This is a genomic window from Nocardia cyriacigeorgica, from assembly GCF_010868145.1.
GTDB classification, from domain to species: domain Bacteria; phylum Actinomycetota; class Actinomycetes; order Mycobacteriales; family Mycobacteriaceae; genus Nocardia; species Nocardia cyriacigeorgica_D.
Map to the genome: position 1 here is coordinate 150222 of NZ_JAAGUY010000010.1, position 19073 is coordinate 169294.

Annotated in this window: 20 protein-coding genes and 1 pseudogene; 13 read left to right on the plus strand and 8 right to left on the minus strand. The window is 64.8% G+C overall.

All coding sequences use genetic code 11. The features are described from left to right. The first annotated feature begins 360 nt into the window (after positions 1–360). The 4 genes from GV792_RS14725 (at position 361) to GV792_RS14740 (ending at position 3724) form a co-directional block, all read left to right on the plus strand. Positions 361–1200, plus strand: coding sequence for an SH3-like domain-containing protein (locus GV792_RS14725; protein WP_163824656.1), 840 nt, complete (start codon positions 361–363; stop codon positions 1198–1200). 46 nt (positions 1201–1246) lie between these two features. Then, complete coding sequence (gene scnC / locus GV792_RS14730; RefSeq protein ID WP_163824657.1) at positions 1247–1948, plus strand: thiocyanate hydrolase subunit gamma; 702 nt, start codon at positions 1247–1249, stop codon at positions 1946–1948. 14 nt (positions 1949–1962) lie between these two features. Further along, the gene (locus GV792_RS14735; RefSeq protein WP_163824658.1) at positions 1963–2331 is read left to right on the plus strand and encodes a thiocyanate hydrolase; all 369 of its coding nucleotides are present in this window, start codon (positions 1963–1965) and stop codon (positions 2329–2331) included. A gap of 325 nt (positions 2332–2656) precedes the next feature. Then, positions 2657–3724 carry a fatty acid desaturase family protein gene (locus GV792_RS14740; RefSeq protein WP_163824659.1) on the plus strand — a complete coding sequence of 356 codons (1068 nt, stop codon included), beginning with the start codon at positions 2657–2659 and terminating at the stop codon, positions 3722–3724. An 83-nt stretch (positions 3725–3807) separates the two neighbouring features. On the opposite strand, the gene GV792_RS14745 is transcribed toward GV792_RS14740, so the two are convergent. Further along, a complete protein-coding gene (locus tag GV792_RS14745; RefSeq protein ID WP_163824660.1) occupies positions 3808–4443 on the minus strand; it encodes a TetR/AcrR family transcriptional regulator in 636 nt (211 codons plus the stop codon). 77 nt (positions 4444–4520) lie between these two features. Here GV792_RS14745 and GV792_RS14750 point away from each other — a divergent pair, with 77 nt between their 5' ends. Both GV792_RS14750 and GV792_RS14755 read left to right on the plus strand, forming a co-directional pair. After that, positions 4521–4901 carry a DUF1761 family protein gene (locus tag GV792_RS14750; protein ID WP_163824661.1) on the plus strand — a complete coding sequence of 127 codons (381 nt, stop codon included), beginning with the start codon at positions 4521–4523 and terminating at the stop codon, positions 4899–4901. Positions 4902–4924: 23 nt separating this feature from the next. Beyond that, positions 4925–5212 (plus strand): DUF1905 domain-containing protein, encoded by a 288-nt coding sequence (locus tag GV792_RS14755; protein WP_163824662.1) that lies wholly within the window; start codon positions 4925–4927, stop codon positions 5210–5212. A 113-nt stretch (positions 5213–5325) separates the two neighbouring features. Here GV792_RS14755 and GV792_RS14760 read toward each other — a convergent pair whose 3' ends face one another. Both GV792_RS14760 and GV792_RS14765 read right to left on the minus strand, forming a co-directional pair. Beyond that, positions 5326–5685 carry an MmcQ/YjbR family DNA-binding protein gene (locus GV792_RS14760; RefSeq protein WP_163824663.1) on the minus strand — a complete coding sequence of 120 codons (360 nt, stop codon included), beginning with the start codon at positions 5683–5685 and terminating at the stop codon, positions 5326–5328. A 138-nt stretch (positions 5686–5823) separates the two neighbouring features. After that, a pseudogene (locus GV792_RS14765) lies at positions 5824–6686 on the minus strand (alpha/beta fold hydrolase). Between the two features lie 180 nt (positions 6687–6866). On the opposite strand from GV792_RS14765, the gene GV792_RS14770 reads away from it, so the two are divergent. Both GV792_RS14770 and GV792_RS14775 read left to right on the plus strand, forming a co-directional pair. Then, positions 6867–7472, plus strand: a complete 606-nt coding sequence (locus GV792_RS14770) for a dihydrofolate reductase family protein (RefSeq protein WP_163824664.1) — start codon at positions 6867–6869, stop codon at positions 7470–7472. A 144-nt stretch (positions 7473–7616) separates the two neighbouring features. Next, positions 7617–8654: a D-alanyl-D-alanine carboxypeptidase family protein gene (locus GV792_RS14775; protein WP_256668052.1), complete on the plus strand. Its 1038-nt coding sequence runs from the start codon at positions 7617–7619 to the stop codon at positions 8652–8654. Positions 8655–8754: 100 nt separating this feature from the next. Here the strand turns inward: GV792_RS14775 and GV792_RS14780 are convergent, their stop codons facing one another. The 4 genes from GV792_RS14780 to GV792_RS14795 all read right to left on the minus strand — a co-directional run bounded on the left by GV792_RS14780 (position 8755) and on the right by GV792_RS14795 (position 13840). Beyond that, the gene (locus GV792_RS14780; protein WP_163824665.1) at positions 8755–9633 is read right to left on the minus strand and encodes an arylamine N-acetyltransferase family protein; all 879 of its coding nucleotides are present in this window, start codon (positions 9631–9633) and stop codon (positions 8755–8757) included. A gap of 251 nt (positions 9634–9884) precedes the next feature. Next, on the minus strand, positions 9885–11429 hold the full coding sequence (locus tag GV792_RS14785; RefSeq protein WP_163824666.1) for an acyl-CoA carboxylase subunit beta: 1545 nt from the start codon (positions 11427–11429) through the stop codon (positions 9885–9887). Between the two features lie 180 nt (positions 11430–11609). Further along, a complete protein-coding gene (locus GV792_RS14790; protein ID WP_163824667.1) occupies positions 11610–12161 on the minus strand; it encodes a hypothetical protein in 552 nt (183 codons plus the stop codon). 29 nt (positions 12162–12190) lie between these two features. Continuing rightward, entirely contained in the window at positions 12191–13840 is a 1650-nt protein-coding gene (locus GV792_RS14795; RefSeq protein WP_175584371.1) for an AMP-binding protein, read from the minus strand. 162 nt (positions 13841–14002) lie between these two features. Here GV792_RS14795 and GV792_RS14800 point away from each other — a divergent pair, with 162 nt between their 5' ends. The 5 genes from GV792_RS14800 to GV792_RS14820 all read left to right on the plus strand — a co-directional run bounded on the left by GV792_RS14800 (position 14003) and on the right by GV792_RS14820 (position 17181). After that, entirely contained in the window at positions 14003–14599 is a 597-nt protein-coding gene (locus GV792_RS14800; protein WP_309139114.1) for a TetR/AcrR family transcriptional regulator, read from the plus strand. 170 nt (positions 14600–14769) lie between these two features. After that, positions 14770–15366, plus strand: a complete 597-nt coding sequence (locus GV792_RS14805) for a cysteine hydrolase (RefSeq protein ID WP_163824669.1) — start codon at positions 14770–14772, stop codon at positions 15364–15366. Positions 15367–15412: 46 nt separating this feature from the next. Further along, positions 15413–15955, plus strand: coding sequence for a phosphoribosyltransferase (locus GV792_RS14810; protein WP_163824670.1), 543 nt, complete (start codon positions 15413–15415; stop codon positions 15953–15955). Positions 15956–16187: 232 nt separating this feature from the next. Then, on the plus strand, positions 16188–16430 hold the full coding sequence (locus GV792_RS14815; protein WP_163824671.1) for a hypothetical protein: 243 nt from the start codon (positions 16188–16190) through the stop codon (positions 16428–16430). A gap of 94 nt (positions 16431–16524) precedes the next feature. Then, positions 16525–17181 (plus strand): serine protease, encoded by a 657-nt coding sequence (locus GV792_RS14820; protein ID WP_163824672.1) that lies wholly within the window; start codon positions 16525–16527, stop codon positions 17179–17181. Positions 17182–17215: 34 nt separating this feature from the next. Here the strand turns inward: GV792_RS14820 and GV792_RS14825 are convergent, their stop codons facing one another. Then, positions 17216–18310: a helix-turn-helix transcriptional regulator gene (locus tag GV792_RS14825; protein ID WP_256668051.1), complete on the minus strand. Its 1095-nt coding sequence runs from the start codon at positions 18308–18310 to the stop codon at positions 17216–17218. Positions 18311–19073: the final 763 nt, after the last annotated feature.

Below are 19073 nucleotides of genomic sequence, written 5' to 3' on the forward strand. Positions count from 1 at the left end.
GCTGGAACACATGGAGGAAGCGATATGAGCAACAACGCCGTCATCAGCACCTACACCGTCTCCGGTATGTCCTGTGGCAGCTGCGTCGGCAAGGTCCCGGATTGCTCGGTCTCATGCCGCGCTGTGGCTGAAAAATGTGCCGAGAACGCTATCCACCAGCAGCGATGAGGCATAGATTTGACCTTGTGACGTGTTGCCGCCTCGCCGATCGCGCGATGGGCAACGCTCGATAGCCCGCTGCCTTTCGGCGGCCGCGGTGCAGCTACGGCAAGCACGGACACAGCGCACAACAGTTCGGTCCGTCTCGATCGCCGCAACACATCCACAAGTCAGCTAGGCCGCGCGACGAAGGGAGCGCTCATGAGCACGGCCGCGGAGCGGGCAGCTCAGCTCGATCTGGTCGCCCGACTGAAGTCCTCCTATCCCGAACTTCCAGACGCCCCGACCCCTGATCTCATCGATCACGAGCGCTTCCGCGCATACGTGAAGACCGTCCACGATGTCGGTGGCGAGCCGGATGCGCCGATGAAGTACGAGAACAAGCAGTACGAGATCTGGGAGCACAACACCTATGTGATCTGCGAGGTGCTCGCCTGGCGCGGAATCTGGCTGTCGGAAGAACGGCGCCGAATGGGCAATGTCGACGTGGGTCGCGCCATCTATCTGGGCCTGCCGTATTACGGGCGCTGGCTGCTGGCCGTCGCACGTGTCCTCGTCGAGAAGCACCACATCGGTCTCGGTGAGTTGAGCGAACGAATGGTGGAGGTTCAGGCGCGGTACGACGGTGGCCTCGCCGGGAAGTCGTTGGAGGCGCATCCCAAGTTCGAAGGCGACGGTTCGCACGTCGAACGCAACGAGCATCACATCCATGCGGTGGGTAAGGGCGATCCGCAGGTGTTTGCCGGCCGAGCGGGTGAACCAGGTTTCCACGTCGGCGATCCCGTGATGGTGCGCGACATGCCAGCCCTTTTGTATACCCGCACACCGGAATACGTGCGTGGCGCACGAGGAGAGATCGCTTCGATCGCGTATGAAAGTCCGGCAGCCGAGGACGAGACGTGGGACCGCCGCGACGCGCAGCCCGAGTGGTTCTACGTCGTTCGGTTCGATCTCTCCGAACTATGGGATGGCTACACCGGAACAACAGACGACACCCTGCACACCGAGCTCCCGGAGCGCTGGCTGAAATCCGCGGCCTAGGCCCTGCGGCCAGTCGTTGATCGGCACAGTGCCAGAAAGGGATTCCATGACCGGCGACGACCACGATCATGAGCGCACGATTGCGCCCATGGTGGATGAGATCACCGACTTCGAGGTTCTGGAGATCGCTCTTCGCGAACTCTGTATCGAGAAGGGCATTTTCACCGCCGAGGAGCACCGCCGTTTTACCGAATTCGCCGAGCAGATCGGCCCCACGCCCGCCGCGCACCTGGTCGCCCGGGCATGGCTCGATCCCGACTTCAAGGCCCTCGCCCTCGCCGAACCTATGACGGCGAGTAAGGAAGTCGGAGTCGACTGGCTGGAACCCACCGGCTTCGGAACACCGAGCGATTTCACCGCGTTCGAAATCCTCGCGGACACCCCCACATTGCACCACGTGATCGTCTGCGCCCTGTGCTCCTGCTATCCGCGACCGATTCTCGGCAATTCGCCCGAGTGGTATCGCACCCCGAACTATCGGCGGCGCTTGGTTCGCTGGCCGCGACAGGTCCTCGCCGAATTCGGACTGTATCTGAGCGACGATGTGGCGATCCGGGTTCAGGATTCCAACCAGAAGCATCGTTTCATGGTGATGCCGCTGCGTCCGGAAGGAACTGATGGATGGGATGAAGACCAACTCGCCGGCATCGTCACGCGAGATTGCTTGATCGGTGTCGCCCTGCCGAAGGCGGGCATCACCAGCAACGTCATCACCGACACCCGTCCCGCCATCCACCCGGTCGACTGAAGGAGCTCCCGAAGGTGAGTACGGCAGACGATTCGTCCTCGACCGAACCCGATATCGCGCCACTGCGGAACATCGTGGCGCGCAATCAGGTATGGCCGCGCATGGCGGCAAAATACGGCGTCGAAAATCCTGTACCACCGTGGAAGACAAGCCTGGACGGCATGTGCGATGCCCTCGATCGCGCACGCTGCGCCGAGCCCATCCCCGACTTCAAAGAACGTCGTGATGAGGAGGATTCGCTGACGTCAACCGTCTACGCCAACCTGCCCTACCCCGAGAACCAGCTCGTCGCGTTGGCGCACTCCCTGGTGGTCCGCGGCATCATCGATGAGACAGAACTCCAGGTGCGACTCGACGCTGTCCGAGCCAGACTGGAGGCTTGACGGGTTCTGATCCGACGCGACCGAGCCCCACGCGTGCCCGTTGCTGCCTGCGGGGGCAAGCCGACCTGGGAACCCGCAGGCTACGCCACACTCGAGCGGGTTCTGGCGGCGAACTGATCTGCCGAAATCACACCGCAGTGCTATTCCATGTCATACCAGGGGATTACATGGAGCGAGGAATCGGCGAATAGCTTCAGAGTGATCGACATCGCCACCCCGTCCTGCACAGAGATATGCCCGCTGTGGGTAGACCCCCGGTCGACATCGACCGGGCGGCATCGCTATGGGCGGAAGTGGGATCCCGACTCAACTCTCAGGAAGCGCTATGACGACACCGACCTTGTCCTCTCCACGTTCGTCTCGGCGCGGCGGTGATTACGCTCCTCTGCTGCGCCGGATCTCCGAGGCCGGACTGTTGGACCGGCGTCCTGCCTACTACGCCGTCCGGCTCAGCCTCGTCGGGAGCGCGTTCGTGGCAGGATGGGTGGCGTTCGTCCTTGTCGGTGACTCATGGTGGACGCTCATGGTCGCGGCGTTGATGGCAGTAACGTTCGCTCAGGTCGCGCTGGTCATGCACGATGTCGCGCACCGGCAAGTCTTTCGGCTGCGGCGGCCGACAGAGGTCGTCGGCCGAGTTGTCGGCAACGCCGGAATAGGCCTGGCCTACGGCTGGTGGCAGGACAAGCACACCCGCCACCACGCCAATCCGAACCACGAAGAACTCGATCCCGACGTCGCGCCCGACGTTCTCGTCTGGTCGCAACGGCAGGCGAAGGCCAGCCGCGGACTTCCGCGTCTCATCGGCAGGGCACAGGCATATCTGTTCTTCCCACTACTGATGCTGGAGGGCCTGAACCTCCATGCGGCGGGCGTGCGGGCGCTCAGAAACCGATCGATCAAACACCGCACCGTGGAGGGCACGCTGCTCTTCGGCCACTTCGTTGCTTACCTGACCGCAGTGTTCGTAGTTCTGCCGACCGACAAAGCCTTCGCGTTCCTCGTTGTCCACCAGGCACTGTTCGGCCTGTACATGGGCTGCATCTTCGCCCCGAACCACAAGGGCATGCCGACCCTGACCGGCGACGACCGCCCCGACTACCTCCGCCGACAGGTGCTGACCTCCCGCAACATCCGGGGCGGCCCGCTGACCGATATCGCCCTCGGCGGGCTCAACTACCAGATCGAACACCACCTGTTCCCGAACATGCCAACACCGAATCTGCGCCACGCCCAAGTGATCGTCCGCGACTACTGCGCCGACATCGGCGTGCCGTACCACGAGACCGGGTTGATCTCCTCGTACCGCGAGGCGCTGAAGCACCTGCACCACGTCGGCGTGCCCCTGCGGGCTGGTGATCGACCTTCTCCCGAAGCCGACCGATCTCTGGTATGAGCTGCCCGATTGTGGGTCGCGTCTGGCCGAGAGCGTTGGTGCCTCGATCGGAACGGGTGCATGGGGATCGCATCGGCTTTGCGTCAGTCCGTCTGCGGTTGATCGTGGTGGTAAGCGGCCAGGAATAGGTCGATCGCTGAGTCGACCGTGTCGGTGGGCGTTGCTGCGGCATCGAGCATCCGGGCGTTCAGTGGTGCGCCGACGACCAGCCAGGTGAGCTGTTCGGCGGCGGCCCCGGGGTCGGGGATCCGCAGCATGCCGCGGGCGTCGAGCGTCTGGAGTGTTGTAGCGAGGTCGCCGATGTTCGTGATCCAGCTCTTGTGCAGGTAGGCCGCCCCGACCTCGGGCAGGCGGGCCGCCTCCGCGGTGACCAGTCGGCGCATCTCCACGACGGCAGGGGAGAGGATGCCGGCCAGCAGGGTTCGCGCCCAGGCGAGTAGCTCCTCGCGGACATCCTCGGCTGCCTCTAGTCTCGCGAGGGCGGGCCGCATGGCATGTCGGCCTGCGGTCGCCCAGTGTTCTACGACCCTGGCGAACAGTTCGGCCTTCGACGGATGTTCGCGATAGAGCGAGGTTTTGGAAATCCCTGCGCGCGACGCAATTTCGTCCATCGTCGATCCCGCGAACCCGCGCTCCAGGTACACCTCACGAGCGACCGTCAGTAGTTCCTCGCCGGACTTCCCGGGCGGCCGGCCGCGACGTCCACCTGATGTGCTCATGCTTCCCCACTTTAGTACTTGACAGTACCTAATCAACTTTCTAGATTAAGTACTACACGGTACTTAAGGAGTCGGCCATGGTTGTCGTAGGTGTCGTCGTCGCGGCGATCGTCTCGTTCGTCATCAGCGCGGTCCTGTACGCGACGCCCCCCATATCCGCGCTGGTGTCGCGCACGAGCACCCCGCGGCCCGGGGTCGGCTTGCCGGTGCAGATGGTGTTCGTGCTGCTGCGTGGTCTGCTCGCAGCCGCGGTGCTGGCGATACTGCTCGTCGCGGGTGAATGGCATGGAGCCGCAGCCGGAGCGGCGCTCGGCGCGGTCGTGGCGATCCTTCCGGTGACCATCCTCGCCGGCGCCATCGTCCACGAAAATGTTCCGATCCCGACCGCCTTGGTGCACATGACCGACTGGATCCTCAAACTGATCATCAGTGGAGTCGTGCTCGGACTGTTCATCTGACCCCCATCCCGACAGGAGCCGCCATGGCTACCGCACCAGGACCGATCGACATCACCTTCACTGCCATCCTCGGAAAGGTCAGGGAGGGCGACACGTGGACATGCGTGCAACTCCCCGACTCGGCGCAGATCTTCGGCACCCGGGGCTTGGTCAAGGTCAAGGGAACGGTGGACGGCGTCCCGTTCACGTCCTCGTTCATGGCACTCGGGGACGGCACCCACAAGCTCCCCGTGGCTGCCGCGATCCGCCGTAGCATCGGCAAGATCGATGGTGATGAGGTCACTGTCCATCTGACCGAACGTTTGTCGTGAACAGCAGCTTCCGCTAGTCGCGGGTGCGCCGATCACTCGATGGCGTGTCGATCCAGCAGCAGACGCTTCCGCTCGCTGTACCGGTGGGCAGCGGGACTGCGCAGGTCTCGTGCTCAGACCGGCCCGTGGGGATGAGCGTGATCGTAGGCCCGGGAAAGCTTCTTGGGGACGACCATGCGCCATGCATCGACGACGAGTTCACGGGCCTCGGCCGGGTCAAGGGCCGCGAGGTCGGACTCGATCCAGTTGAAGCGCATGTCCGATGCCGATGGCATCCGAAACTTGTCCGGATCGCTCGCGATGAGCGCCGCTCGCTCCTCCCTGGGGAACGCGAAGCCCATCTCGGTCTCGTCCAGGGAGAACGCCACGTAGACGATCTGCTTGACGCGGAACTTCAGCCTGCCACGTACATAGACCTGATACGAGCGTTCCAACTCGGCCCCCAGTGGGCTGACATCGTCGATCACAGCCACGGTCGGACTCCTTCGGTTCCGCGTGCATGCGCCTTCAGGCGCTGATGCCGGTCATCCCCACTGCGGCGCAGGCGATTTCGCGGCAACGGCCGGTCGGTCATATCTGGCTCCTGCCCCTATTGCTCACCAGCCGGGCGGTTACTGGGCGAGCATGGCGGCAGCGATCTGGTCGGCCGCGGCGTGGCGTAGGGCGGTACCCATGTCGTCGAGGACGAGCAGCTGCGCCCCAGGGATTTCGGCGGCGAGGACCTCACCGTTGCCGACCGGGAAGAACGGGTCGGCGCGACCGTGCACCACGAGCGTGGGCGCCTCGAGCTCACCGAGCCGGTGCCGCCAGCGCGGGGAGCAGTCAAGTCGGGAGAACACCATCCCGAGCTGGTTCGCCTGATGCACTGCGGGATCGGGCGACGGCGTCCTGTCCCAGATTCGGGCCGCCGTCGCCCGCGCCTCCTCCGGATCGTCGCCCAGAGGCTCGGCCCCGGCGGCGGCGAATGCCGTGACAGCCTGCCGGTCGGTCCAGTCCGGCTGGGGGTGGGAGAACAGCGCACCCAGGACCGCGTGGTCGTGATCGGGCAGATCCTCGTCGACCGGGCCCGGTGCCACCGGCCGAGTGGCGACGAGGGTCAGTGCGGAGAACGTGTCCGGGTGGTCCAGCGCGGCGACCTGAGCGACCATCCCTCCGACGCCGATTCCACCGAGATGGGCAGTCCCGGCACCGAGCACCTCGACCAGCGCGGCCGCGTCGGAGACGAGATCCCGCAGGTTGTAGGCCGGATTCTCCGGGGCGAGGGTCGTCGATGCGCCGGAGTCACCAGGTCGTAGCGGATCACGCGCCGCCCGCCCGCCGCGAGTCGCTCGCACAGCGCGTCGGGCCAGGACAACATCGTTGTGCCGCCGACCAGTAGGACCAGTGGATCGTTGTCGCTGCCGAAGCTCTGGATGCCCAGATCCACACCGTTCGCCCGTACCGAGGTCACGTCCGATCTGAACGGTCTTGTCATACCTGGACTCCTGTCTGTTGGCATTCCCAACGGTATTGACGACAGACTCGCCCGAGAATCATCGGAGTAGCCGAGATCGTTTCGATCCGGCGATGGGTTTCTCGTTACCCACAGCGTGGCCGATGAGTTTGTGGCTCCCGTCCGGTCAGAGCTCATGACACCGTAGGAAAGGACACCGCCATGTCGGAGCTTCTCGTCGACTTCATCACCTCGCTCGACGGCTACGCATCGGGAGTGGGATGGCCCGGGTTCTGGGGCCTCGAGGGCCCGGAGTACCTCGCGTGGCTCGGCGAGCAGCCCGAGGTCACCTACCTGATGGGAGCGAACACCTACCGCCTGATGTCGGGCTTCGCCGCCGGCGAGGTCCCGGACGGCCAAGACGAGTTCAGGCCCGAAGAAGAGGCGTCGGTCGATGAGCTCACACAAGCGTCCAAGGTGGTGTTCTCCTCCTCTCTCGAGGAGCCGCTGAAGTGGGCCAACTCCACGCTGGTCCGCGACGACGCCGTCGAGGCGGTCCGCGCCATGAAATCGAGTGGCTCGGGGCTCCTCAGCACGATCGGCAGCCTCAGCCTGTCCCGGTCCCTGATACGAGCCGGACTCGTCGACCGCTTCCGAGTCGTGATGTTCCCGGTGATCACCGGCGCGACGGGTGAAGAACGCATCTACGACGGCTATCCGGACGTCGCCCTCGACATGATCGAGCACCGCACCTTCGACGGGCGGATCCAGTTGGTCGAGTACAAGCCCCGGGTGCTCGAGCATCCGCCGCTCGGGGGGCCTGCGTGAGGTCGCCTTGTTCGCCGGTCCGGACCGGCGACGGGGGGTCGACAAGGAAGTCGTCGAATAACTGGCTGCCGAGTCCGACTTTTCGAAGTCTCGAACACAGACAGGCCAACTCCCACTTATCGGATTATCTCGCGGGTCGGCGTGATGATCGCGGAGCACCGTTCGGGGCGCATCTGCAACCGGATATTGCCTCAACCAGCAGTTGAAGAGGCAACGCTCAGGCGGGAAATCCCACTGTTGGGGACAATCCGGCGGCACAATATCCCGATGCGAACCTATGTCCGTGCACTACCGGCGGCGGTCGCCGCGGTGCTCGTCGTTTTCGCGCCTACTGTCGCGGCGGCTCCGGTTGCCGGCGGCTCGAATGATCAGGCTCCGTTTCCGGTGGCTCTGCAACCCGACGGTATTCAGGCGCGGGGGGCGGCGCTTGCGGAGGGGAATACGGGGGTGATCGTGTGGTCGCGGGAGGCGGATGCCCGGGTCCCGATTGCCAGTCTCACCAAGGTGATGACGGCGGTGGTTGTGCTCGAGGCGGGTGATCTCGAGCGGGCGGTTACGGTGCCGCAGACAGCAATTGATGCGTCCGCTGCCCATGGTGGAAGTAACGCGGGCCTGATCGCCGGGGAGGTGCTCACCGCACGCCAGTTGCTGTACGCGATGATGCTGCCGTCCGGTTGCGATGCCTCCTACGCCCTGGCCGAGGCGTACGGGCCAGGTCGCGAAGCGTTCATAGCCAAGATGAACGCCACAGCGCAGCGACTTGGTATGGGGAACACGCATTTCACCGACCCCAGCGGGCTGCCCGTCCCCGATGATTTCTCTACGTACTCCACACCCGCCGATCTGGTGAGGCTCGGGCGCCATGCGATGGCGAACCCGGTGTTCCGGGAAATCGTCGGAACACAGGTCCACGACCTGCCCGCCGGGGCGGGGAACAGGCATCACGTCTGGGAGAACACCAACGACCTACTACACCAATATCCCGGCACCACAGGAATCAAGACCGGATCCACGAACGCCGCCGGAACGTGTCTGCTCTTCGAAGCGCGCAGGGGCGCGCAGCGCCTGATCGGCGTGGTCCTCCACAGCTCACCCTTCAACCTCGACGCCGCGACAACCGACGCCCAACGCCTCATGAACTGGGCCTTCCTCCCCATCCTCACCTCCCTCCCCGTCGGCTGAGCCCATCCGCCGAGCGGTATATGAGGCGGGCTTTATCAGCGTGTCGCCCGCCTCATGTGCCACTCGGCGAGCCACAGACGGCTGTCGGTTGAGCCGTTGGTTACTGGGGCGTGTTGTTTGAGGGCCATGGTTCGTGGACGAGGGTTGTTGTATCCGCTTCGGTCAGTTCGATGTCGAAGACCTCGGTCAGGAACTTTGGCAGATCGGATCGTTCGAGCTCTCGGGTTTCGCTGGTGCCGTCCGGGTAGTTGGTGAGCAAGGTGAGGCCGTCGAGCATGTAGTGCACATCGGGGTGGAAGCGTTGCAGGACGGGGCGGGTGGTGAACGGTGAATGCGTCGAGGTCGAGACGTAGTGGTTTCCGACGACGTTGTCGATCCGGTATTGCGGGGTCATCCCGAAGGTGCGGCGCATTGCCCAGCCGTCGCGGTTGAAGTGGTGCAGGCTCCATTGTTCGCCGCCCAATTCGTCGGTGCCGCGTTCGAGGCGGAAACGCCACTCGCCCAAGGTGAATTCACCGTCGCTGGGGGTCAGCTCGATCGGTGCCATCGGGCCGCTGCCGAATCCGACATCGCAGAGCCAGATGCGGTCGTCGTCGGCGGTGGTCACGCGCAGCATCGCGTGGGTCGAGGCGAGGAGTTTGTTGTCCGTCCCCATGAAGATTCGGGCGGACAGTCCGGCGACGCCGAAACCGAGCCGTTCCAGGACAGCCGCGAACAATCCGGAGTTCTCGAAGCAGTAGCCGCCGCGGCGCTGCCGAACCATCTTGTCCTGCAACGATTCCACGTCCAGATTGATCGGCCGTCCGAGGATGATCTCCAAGTTCTCGAACGGGAACGTCGTGACATGGAGAAAGACCAGGCTCCGCAGCGTCGCCAAGGTCGGTGCGCGCTCACCCTCGAAGCCGATACGTGCCAGGTACGCGTCGAGGTCGAGGTCCTCGCCGCCCCAGCGGTAGGACGGGTCCAGTGGTGCGCTCATGCTGTTCTCGATTCGTTGCAGGTACAAACCGAGATCGACGTTAGAAGCTCAACCTTTCTTTAGGTCAAGTCCGGCTGCCTCCGGTGTGTCCTGTCCCACACCGGCCTGTCGTTTGTGGCGCACTCCCCGGTGGTTCGCGGGACTTCCGATGCGACAGAGCCCAAGGAGTGCTTCGATGCTCGAATCAGGCTGGAAGCTGACGAATCCGCCGGCGCCGCCCGTCATCGCGATCGGCGCCGACGGAACGAATGTCACAGCGGCAACAGGTGATGCTTGCGCGGGTACCGGATGACCTGCTTGTCGCGCAGCAGATTCAGTGCACGCCGTAGCTCCAGGCGGGTCGCCGACGGTTCGATCACGCTGTCGATGTAGCCGCGCTCGGCCGCGATCCACGGTGTCGCGATGGTCGCGTTGTAGAAATCGACCATCTGCTGGCGGATCGTGGCGCGCTGATCCTCGGGGACAGCGTCGAGGGTCTTGCGCTGGGTGAGGCCGACAGCGCTTTCGGCGCCCATGACCGCGATACGGGCAGTGGGCCAGGCCAGGTAGACGTCGCAGCCGAGGGCCTTGGCGCCCATCACGGCCCACCCGCCGCCGTAAGCCTTGCGGACCACCACCGTCACCTTGGGGACGGTCGCCTCCACGTAGGCGAATAGGAATCGGCCGCCGCGCTTGATGACGCCCGCCTTCTCCTGTTCCACGCCGGGCAGGAAGCCAGGGGTGTCGACGACCAGCACCAGCGGGATCTCGAAGGCGTTGCAGATGTGGATGAAGTGCGAGGCCTTGTCGCTGGCCTTGGCGTCGAGCGCACCTGCGAGGACGGTCGGCTGGTTCGCGACCACACCCACGGGCCTGCCGTCGACGCGGGCGAAGCCGGTGATCAGATTCTTGGTGGCCGCCGCGCCGATCTCGTGGAACTCGCCGTCGTCGAAGATCCGTACCAGCACGTCGTGCATGTCGTAGACCGCGTTGTCCGAGTCCGGGACGAGGGAGTTCAGCATCAAGTCGGACTCGGTGAGCTCCGGCTCCAGGCCGGGGTTGACGATCGGAGGCTGCTCGACCGCGCTCGAGGGCAGGTAGCTCAGGTAGTTGCGGACCCACGCGAAGGCGGCGGGCTCGTCCTTGGCGACATGGTGGATATTGCCGTAGGAGGCCTGGTTGTAGGCACCGCCCAGCTCCTCCATATCGACCTTTTCGCCGATGGCGTCCTCGATGATCTTGGGGCCGGTGACGAACATGTGCGCGCTCTCGGTGGCGACCACGACATCGGTACAGATCGGCTGGTACACCGCACCGGCCGCGCAATTGCCCAGGATGAGCGACACCATGGGCACCGAACCCGACAGCGGCTCCATCTTGGTCGCCAACTCGCCGTACCAGCGCAGCGATGTCACAGCCTCCTGGACACGCGCGCCGCCAGAGTCGTTGATACCGACCAGCGGGCAGCCCATCTTGCCCGCCAGCTCCATGATCGCGGCGACCTTGCGGCCGAACATCTCGCCAATGGTGCCGCCATACACCGTCTGATCATGGGAGAACACGGCAACCGGCCTGCCGTCGACCAAACCGCGCCCGGTGACCACACCGTCGCCGTAGAGGGCGTCCTTGTCGTTGGGGTTGCGCACCAGCGCGCCGATTTCCACGAAGGTGCCCGGGTCCAGCAGCATGTCGATGCGATCGCGGGCGGACGGAATGCCCTTACGTGCGCGTTTGGCGGCCCCCGCCTCTCCGGCCGGCTCCTGCGCGATCTCGAGCTTCTTGCGCAGGTCGGCGAGTTTGTCGGCGGTAGTACTCATCGATTTACATCCAGATTTAGTCAGCAGGAATACCGCACCGTGATCGGGGGCGTTGATACCGTACCCGGACGCCGCCCCCTGTAGCTGTGTCCGGCCCTGGGAGGTACCTGCGGACAACCTTCCGCGTATCGCCTGGTGCGGCGGGCGGCGTGGTCCGCCACCCGCCGATGGCCTGCTCGGTCAGGATGTGGTCAGGGCGAGGAAATCTGCGGGCAGTTCGTGGTCCTCCAGCACGCGCATCTCGAGGGGGCCGCCGGAGTAGGAGTCCTCACCGATGATCATCAGGTCCTCGTCGAAGGACCAGAAGATCACATTGCGCATTCTGATCAGGTAGTTCTTATCGGCCTCGGCCATGCCGCCTGCCAGCGGGTGCTGCACCATGAGCGAGCCCGGTTGGATCATGGTGAGTCTGCCTTCGATCACGATGCACTGGTCGTCGACCACCATGCGTTCGCAGAAGAACTCCAGCACGTGACCGTTGTTCTCGACCAGATTGCGGTAGTACTCGGTGACGCCCTCGCGGGTCTTGGGGCCGACATCGCCACCGATCTCCCAGAAGTGGTAGTTGGTCGCCTCGCCGAGCGTGCCGACCAGCGTCGCGAGGTCGCCGTCACGTTCGGCGGCGGCGTGCACCCGCATCCGCTCCAGCATGGTGCGCTGTCTCGGTTGTTCGGTGGTGGCCAGACGGTCGGTGATGAAGTCGACGAGGTGGTTGCGGTTGAGTTCGATCATCGGAGTTCCTTTCGAGTGGTGTGCGCTGCTCAGGGCAGCAGGGATTGGCGGCCGTGCTCGGCGAAGGACGCCTCGCGGGCCGTGCGTTGCTCGTCGGTCAGCGGGAGGTAAGTGTTCTGCTTCTGGATGAAGACGGGGTCGCAGCCGCGCCAGGCCTCGCGGCGTAGCACCTGCTTGTCGACCTTTCCGGTTCCGGTCTGGGGGAGATCGCCGACGATGCGTACCAGGGCCGGACGCCATTTCGTGCCGAGATCGGGCTGGCTGTCGAGGAACGTCGCGAACGCGCCGGTGTCGAAGGATCGGCCGGGGATCAGGAGCAGAGCGGCCATCACCTGGTCGCCGGTGCGCGGATCGGGGACGCCGTACACGACCGCGGTGGCCACATCGTTGTGGCGTGCCAGGATGCGTTCGATCGGCGCCGTCGCGAAGTTCTCGCTGTCGACCCGGATCCACTCCGACGTGCGGCCGGCGAACCAGAAGTTGTCGTCGCTATCGCGGTACGCGAGATCGCCGGTCCAGTAGTCGCCGTCGTGCAGTTTGCTCGCCGTGGCTTCGGGGTTGTTGTAGTAGCCCTCGAACCTGGCCGCGCCTCCGCGCACGACCATTTCGCCGATGGCATCGGCCGCGTTGACGAGCCGGCCGTCGGCGGCGAATTCGGCGGCTGGACAGGCCTTCCCGCTGCTGTCGACGATCTCCAGACCCATATGGTCGGCAGGGCGCCCGAGCGCGCCCTCGGGTGTGTCGTCGCCACGGACGATGGCGCAGACGCCTTCCGAGGAGCCGTACGACTCGACGATGCGGCAGCCGAATCTGCGCTGGAACTCCCGCCGGTCGCGGGTCGACGCCTCGGTGCCGAACCCGAGCCGCAGCCGCGTGGTCGCCTCCTCCGGAACTTCCGGCTGGGCGAGTACGTAGGACAGGGCTCGGCCGACATAGTTGAAGAACGTCGCGCCGAATCGCCGCACATCGGGGAGGAAGCCGGAGGCGGAGAAGCGCGCCCGCATGGCATAAGTCCCGCCGACAGCGAGGATCGGCGCCCATGCCGACATCAGGGCATTGCCGTGGAACAGCGGCATCGCGTTGTACGCGACGTCGTCACGGCCAAGGCCATGGGTGTTGAGCTGACCGATGGCGGCGAGGCGGAAGGACGAGCAGACGACGGCTTTGGGGGCGCCGGTCGAGCCGGAGGTGAACAACAGCAGCAGGGTGTGCTCCTGGCCGGGTGGCGGCGCGGGCAGCTCGCGCGCATCGCGTGCGGCGCGCTCGAGCGCGGAGCGGTACGTCGGGCCATCGACATCGAGGATGTCGATTCCCGGCAGGTCGAGATTATCCAACAATGGTCGATGACCTGCGGCGACGATGAGCGTCCTGATATCGGTCCCGGTGATGTCGCCTGCCAGCTCGGTGCCGCGCCGGGTCGGGTTGACGCCGACAATGGTGGCTCCGGCGAGCGCGGCACCCGCGATAAGGAGGAGATATTCGGGGTCGTTGTCCATGAGCACACCGACATGCCAAGCGCCGGGGCGCCGTAGCGCCGTGAGCGCCGCGGCCCGTTCTCGCGCCTTTCGGACGAAGTCGCGCCAGGACATCTGCTCGTCGCCGAAGAGCAGCGCGGGATGGTCGTCCTCGGCTCGGGCATCGAGGAGTTCGGCGATCGAGGTACAGGCGAAGTCGGGCATCACGGCGTCTCCAGGTGATCCACATTATGTTTCGTTGTGCAACGGAATGTAATATGGGAATGGTGTCGGCGTAGGGCTTTCGCCGGATTCGTCGGAAACCCGGCCATAATGGGCCGGTTGTGGCGGAGAGGGGACGTGTTCTCGTGGAGGAGGTGGCGGACGGTGCCGGTTGATGAGATGCCCGTTGCCGGTCGCCCGCGTGACACCCGGATCGATGACGCCGTACTGGCCGCGACCCGGGAACTGGTGGCGGAGGTCGGGTACGCCGACCTGACCTTCCGTGGCATCGCCGACCGGGCCGGGACATCGGTCCCCGCGATCCGCCGGCGCTGGGAATCCAAGGCGCACCTCGTCCACGAGGCGGTCTTCCCCGACGATGTCGCTGCCGACCCGACCGACGACGGCAGCTTGCGCGGCGTGCTCCGCGCGGTCGTGCAGCGCTGCGTCGAGGTGGTCGGCTCCCCGGCCGGGCGGCGAGCGACACCCGGCCTGATCAGCGAACTGGTGGCCGATCCGACGCTGGAGGAGGAACTGTCCGCACGTCTGCGTGCCACCGTCTGGGATCGCCTCGCCGCCTTGTTCGCGGGCGCTATCGAACGTGGCGAGGTGCGGCCGGATCTCGATATCTCCCTGTGCGTGGAAACAATCTTCGGAACCACCCTCGTCGCGGTGGTCCTACGCGGCGCGGCCGCCATCGATGACGCATGGATCGACCAGTTCGTGAGCACGCTCGTCGATGGATTGGCCAGCCACGCCTGACGATCTCGCCCAGGCCACAGGCCGCGCGCAACGTCGGCATTCTCCTGATCAACATCCACGACGAGCTCGACGCATCGACCTCGCTGGTCGCGGAACGGCCTGCGCGACCGATCCGAGCGATCTACCCTGTCGAGCACTGATCGGTCAGTGCCGACGAGAGGGAGTCGAGAATGTTCGATCGCGCCCGCACTGTTGTCCTGGCCCTGCACTGGCAGGTGAACGTGATTCGGCCCGAAGGGTTCTTCGGGCAGATGTTGGCCGGACCGGTGGCGACCAGTGGGGTCGTCGGCCGAGCGGTCGAGTTTCACGCTGCTGCCAGGGCGGCGGGGATCCCGGTGGTGTTCACGAGGTTCACTGTTCCGGTGGGGGAAGGCCGGCTGGTTCGCAATACCGGGTTCATGCGGGCGGTGGGGGATGCGCAGGAGGCGTTTCGGCCGGATTCGGTGGGCGCTCAGCTGGTACCGGAGATGGTGGGGTACGCGAGTGAGGTGTTCGACAATCAGAAGCTGTCGGGGCTGGCGGGGTCAGGTCTCGCTGAATGGTTGCGGGTGCAGCGAATCGACACCGTGTTGCTCACGGGAGTCGCCACCAATCTCACCGTCGAGCAGACCGCCCGGCACGGGACCGATCTCGGATTCACCGTGCACCCGATCGCCGATTGCACGGCGGCCACCGACCCGGACGTGCACGCAGCCTCCCTCGACAATCTCGAGCTGGTTACCGGTGGTTGTCTGTCGGCGCAGCAGGCACTGGACCTGCTCGGCTAGGTAGCGATCAGCCCGGATTCGCGTCGGCGAAGGGTTAACTGCTCGTATGCTCGCACTGCTGGAGTCGGCAGCGGAGGCAGAGAGGACGGGTGCGGTGGCCGATCGGGAGGAACTGACCTGGGAGCTGTTCGGATCGGCGAGCCGGGAGCTGGCCACTGCGATCGCGGGGGACGGGTACGAACCCGACCTGATCTTGTCGATCGCGCGGGGCGGGCTGTTTGTCGCTGGTGCCCTTGGCTATGCGCTGGATGTGAAGAACCTGCATGTCATGAACGTCGAGTTCTATACCGGCGTCGATCAGCGGCTCGATCTGCCGGTCATGTTGCCGCCGGTTCCGCAGGCCGTCGACCTCACCGGCGCGACCGTGCTTATCGCCGATGACGTGGCCGACACGGGCGCGACCCTCAAACTGGTCCGCGATTTCTGCGCTGACCACGTAGCCGAGGTTCGCTGCGCGGTCATTTATCACAAGCCGCATTCGGAGATCGACTGTGAATATGTGTGGCGGCGTACCGATAGGTGGATCAACTTTCCTTGGTCGAGCCTGCCACCGGTGGTCGATCGACCAGTGAAGGTCGTCGAAGCCTGACCAGCCGGCGGGCGGTTCGACTACCATTGCTTTCATTACTGCGAAGGGTCCGGAAACAACCGAATGGACCCTGTGTGGTTTTTCCGGACCCGATGACTTTTTCGGCCTCGTTGATCTCATCTCATCTGTTCGCATGAGGATTTTCAGCCCGATCGGTGCTGTGCTGAATATTGTGGCAACCCGGTGAGTCGGGCTGACCATGGCCAAGATTGCTGACAGTAAGGGAAAAGTCATGACTAGCACCAAGGTTCGCTCTGCAATAGCAGCAGCGGCGTGCGCGCCGCTGATCGCGATGGGCGCCGGCGTAGCCGCAGCGGCACCGGCCGCAGAGCCTGCTCCCGCACCAGTTGCACCGGTTCCGGTCGACGTCCAGCCGGCCGTGCTGTCACCGTTCATCACGATTCCTGGCGCGTTCCTCGCCTGCGGGATCGTCCTGATCACGGTGCCGATCCTCTTCCCGGTGTGTGTCGTCTGATCCGACCGATGCCAGGACCGAGGGGAAACGAGGGCACTCTCGTACTCCAGTTCGGGAGTGCCCCCTGATCCTCGGCCGATCACCTAGGAGAGTCATGTTGGGCAGATTCCTTCTCGTGCTCGCGGCCACGTTCCTCGGTCTGGCATGCACGACCATCGGGAGCGCACAAGCAGCGCCCTCGGTAGTACTCGGCGGTGGTTCGGGCATCGTTTTCGATGACGGAGCCACCTGTACATTGGCCACCATCGGCTGGGACGACACCGGTCAGATGGTCGGCTTCACCGCAGGCCATTGCAACCAACCCGGCGCGGGCGTCTCCTCCGAAGCCGCTCCCGACGCCGGCACGGTGGGCACGATGGCCTACGTCAACAAGGAACTCGATTACGCCGTGATCCGGTTCGATGCGAACAAGGTGATACCGGTCAACCGTGTCGGCGCGACCACGATCACCGGCATCGGTGTGCCAGCGCAATTCCCCGCGATCGCCTGCAAGGAAGGCCGCACGACCGGTCAGACGTGTGGGTTGGTGTACGGCGACGTGTTCTCGACAGCAACGTGGACGCTCACCCAGATCTGCGTGCTCGTCGGTGATTCCGGCGGACCCGTAGTCGTCGGTACGACCCTGGTGGCCCTGGTCAACGGATACGTCTCGGTTCCGTGCCTCGGCCCGCATGTGGGCGTCAACTTCACCAGGATTCTCGACGATGTCGCCATGCGCGGCGGTGCGGGAGTCGGATTCCGGCCGGTCTGACGGCGGCCGCATAGCCTCACACGCAACCCGGAACCTACTGCGCGGCAATAGCGCTCGATAGCAACAGGCGCACCAGCTCGGCCTGTCGATGTGTCCCGGTCTTGACGAAGATGTGCTGCAGATGGGTGCGTGCGGTGAACAGCGACACCGACAGCTGATCGGCTACCGCTGGTAATCCGTCTCCACGCATGACACCCATGGCGACCAGTGTTTCGGCGTCGGTCAGGCCATAGAGATCGTGCAGTGTCGTCGGTTGCGGCTCCGGATCGTGATCGGGGTCGGTGACCAACAGCAGGACGGCTCGATGCCGCGGCGGGCCGTCGCCGGCCAGATCGTCGAGCGGGGTCACCCGCACGACGAGGGGCCGCTTGCCCGAAGGGCGCGTGATCGCGACGCTGCCGCTGGACCGTTCAGGTCCAGCGGCCTCACGGACGAGTCGGCTGAACCGGGCCTGGTTCGTCGATGGGGTGGCGCGCAACCGGCCGGAGCTGTCGGCGGCCAGCCCGTCGCCGTGAACGGTGATGTCCTCGGCCATGGAGTTGGCGAAGATCACCGCGGCGTCCGAGGTCACGATCATGATTCCGTAGTGCGCCTTTTCCAGTGTCGCGAGCGCGAACGCACGTTCCCGGGTCAACGCGACCAGCCTCGACTGGGTGCGCAGGGCCTGTTCGAGATGCGGCACCAGTACACGCAGCAGTGCCCTTCCCGCCGAATGATGTGAGACGTCGACCTGCTCCGGCATGGTCAAGCAGATCCACGATGACGGCACGGCGGGGCTCAGTCGTGCGATGAAACTGTTGGCCAGGCCGTTCGGGCCGTCCGGGCTCGCTCCGTTTCCGCCGACCGGCAAGGCGAAGAGTTCGTCGCTGGTGACGGTGGCGCCTGCCGGAAGGTGCTGGATGCGATCGGCGGCACGAATGATGCGGTGGTAGACGTCCTCCCCGATGCCGGCCCCCGACGCTTTGACCACGAACTGGTGGGTGACGGGCTCGGCGATGACGAGCACACCGCGGACCGCGCCGAAGGCGGCCGCGATATCGGCGATCACACTGTCCCATCGCTCGGTACTCGCACCGGCGTCGTATATCCCGGCGATCAAGTCCGAGAACCGCTGGAGTGTGATCGACATCGTGGCTCCTCCTCGACCGGAGAAAGCATTCACGGTGGCGGTCATGCGGCACTCGCCACCTAAGTGGCTTTCCAACCGTGGAATTGTAGTCGATCTTCGTTTGCCGTGATATTTGTGTCAGTCATTGTCGAAAAGCCTCGAATACTTCGATGGCATCGCGAGTGGCGACACCGCGCTGTGTCGTCACCGCTCGAAATGTATCAACTCACAGGAAGATTCGGGGAGGCTGGAAGTGGGTATTCGTATATTGTCCCGATAAAGGGTGAATTTCCGACTCCCGGTACGGAAAAGGCCTACGCGATTCGCTCGCGCACCACATCGGACATGCGAGCGTTCTTGCAAATATTGCGTATCGGAAATCGACACACTTTTTCTTCTATGAAATGCGAAAACGCGTTCGGCGTGCTAATTCGGCTAACTCGTCTCATCGATGTTTCCCCGCACAGGCGGGCAGGATCGCCGAGCACCGGGTCTACCGGGACAACGCCGGTGTTATGACCCAGCCGGGTCTGCTGCCGGATCCGGCGGCGGCCTGACACCGTGCATGGCGGCGGCCCGCGGTATCCCTGCGGGCCCCCGCCGCATGACTTGGTGCGACATCGGACCGATCCCCGACACGCCAGCGGCGCGTTGGCGACATCGCCACCGGCGGTGACGGCGTAAATTGGTTATCTTCGGTAACTTCCAGACGATTCGGTGGGAGGTATGCGAGTGGCCGGGGTGGCGCGAACCGGGAACAAACGATCGATCGGTGGGTGGCTGC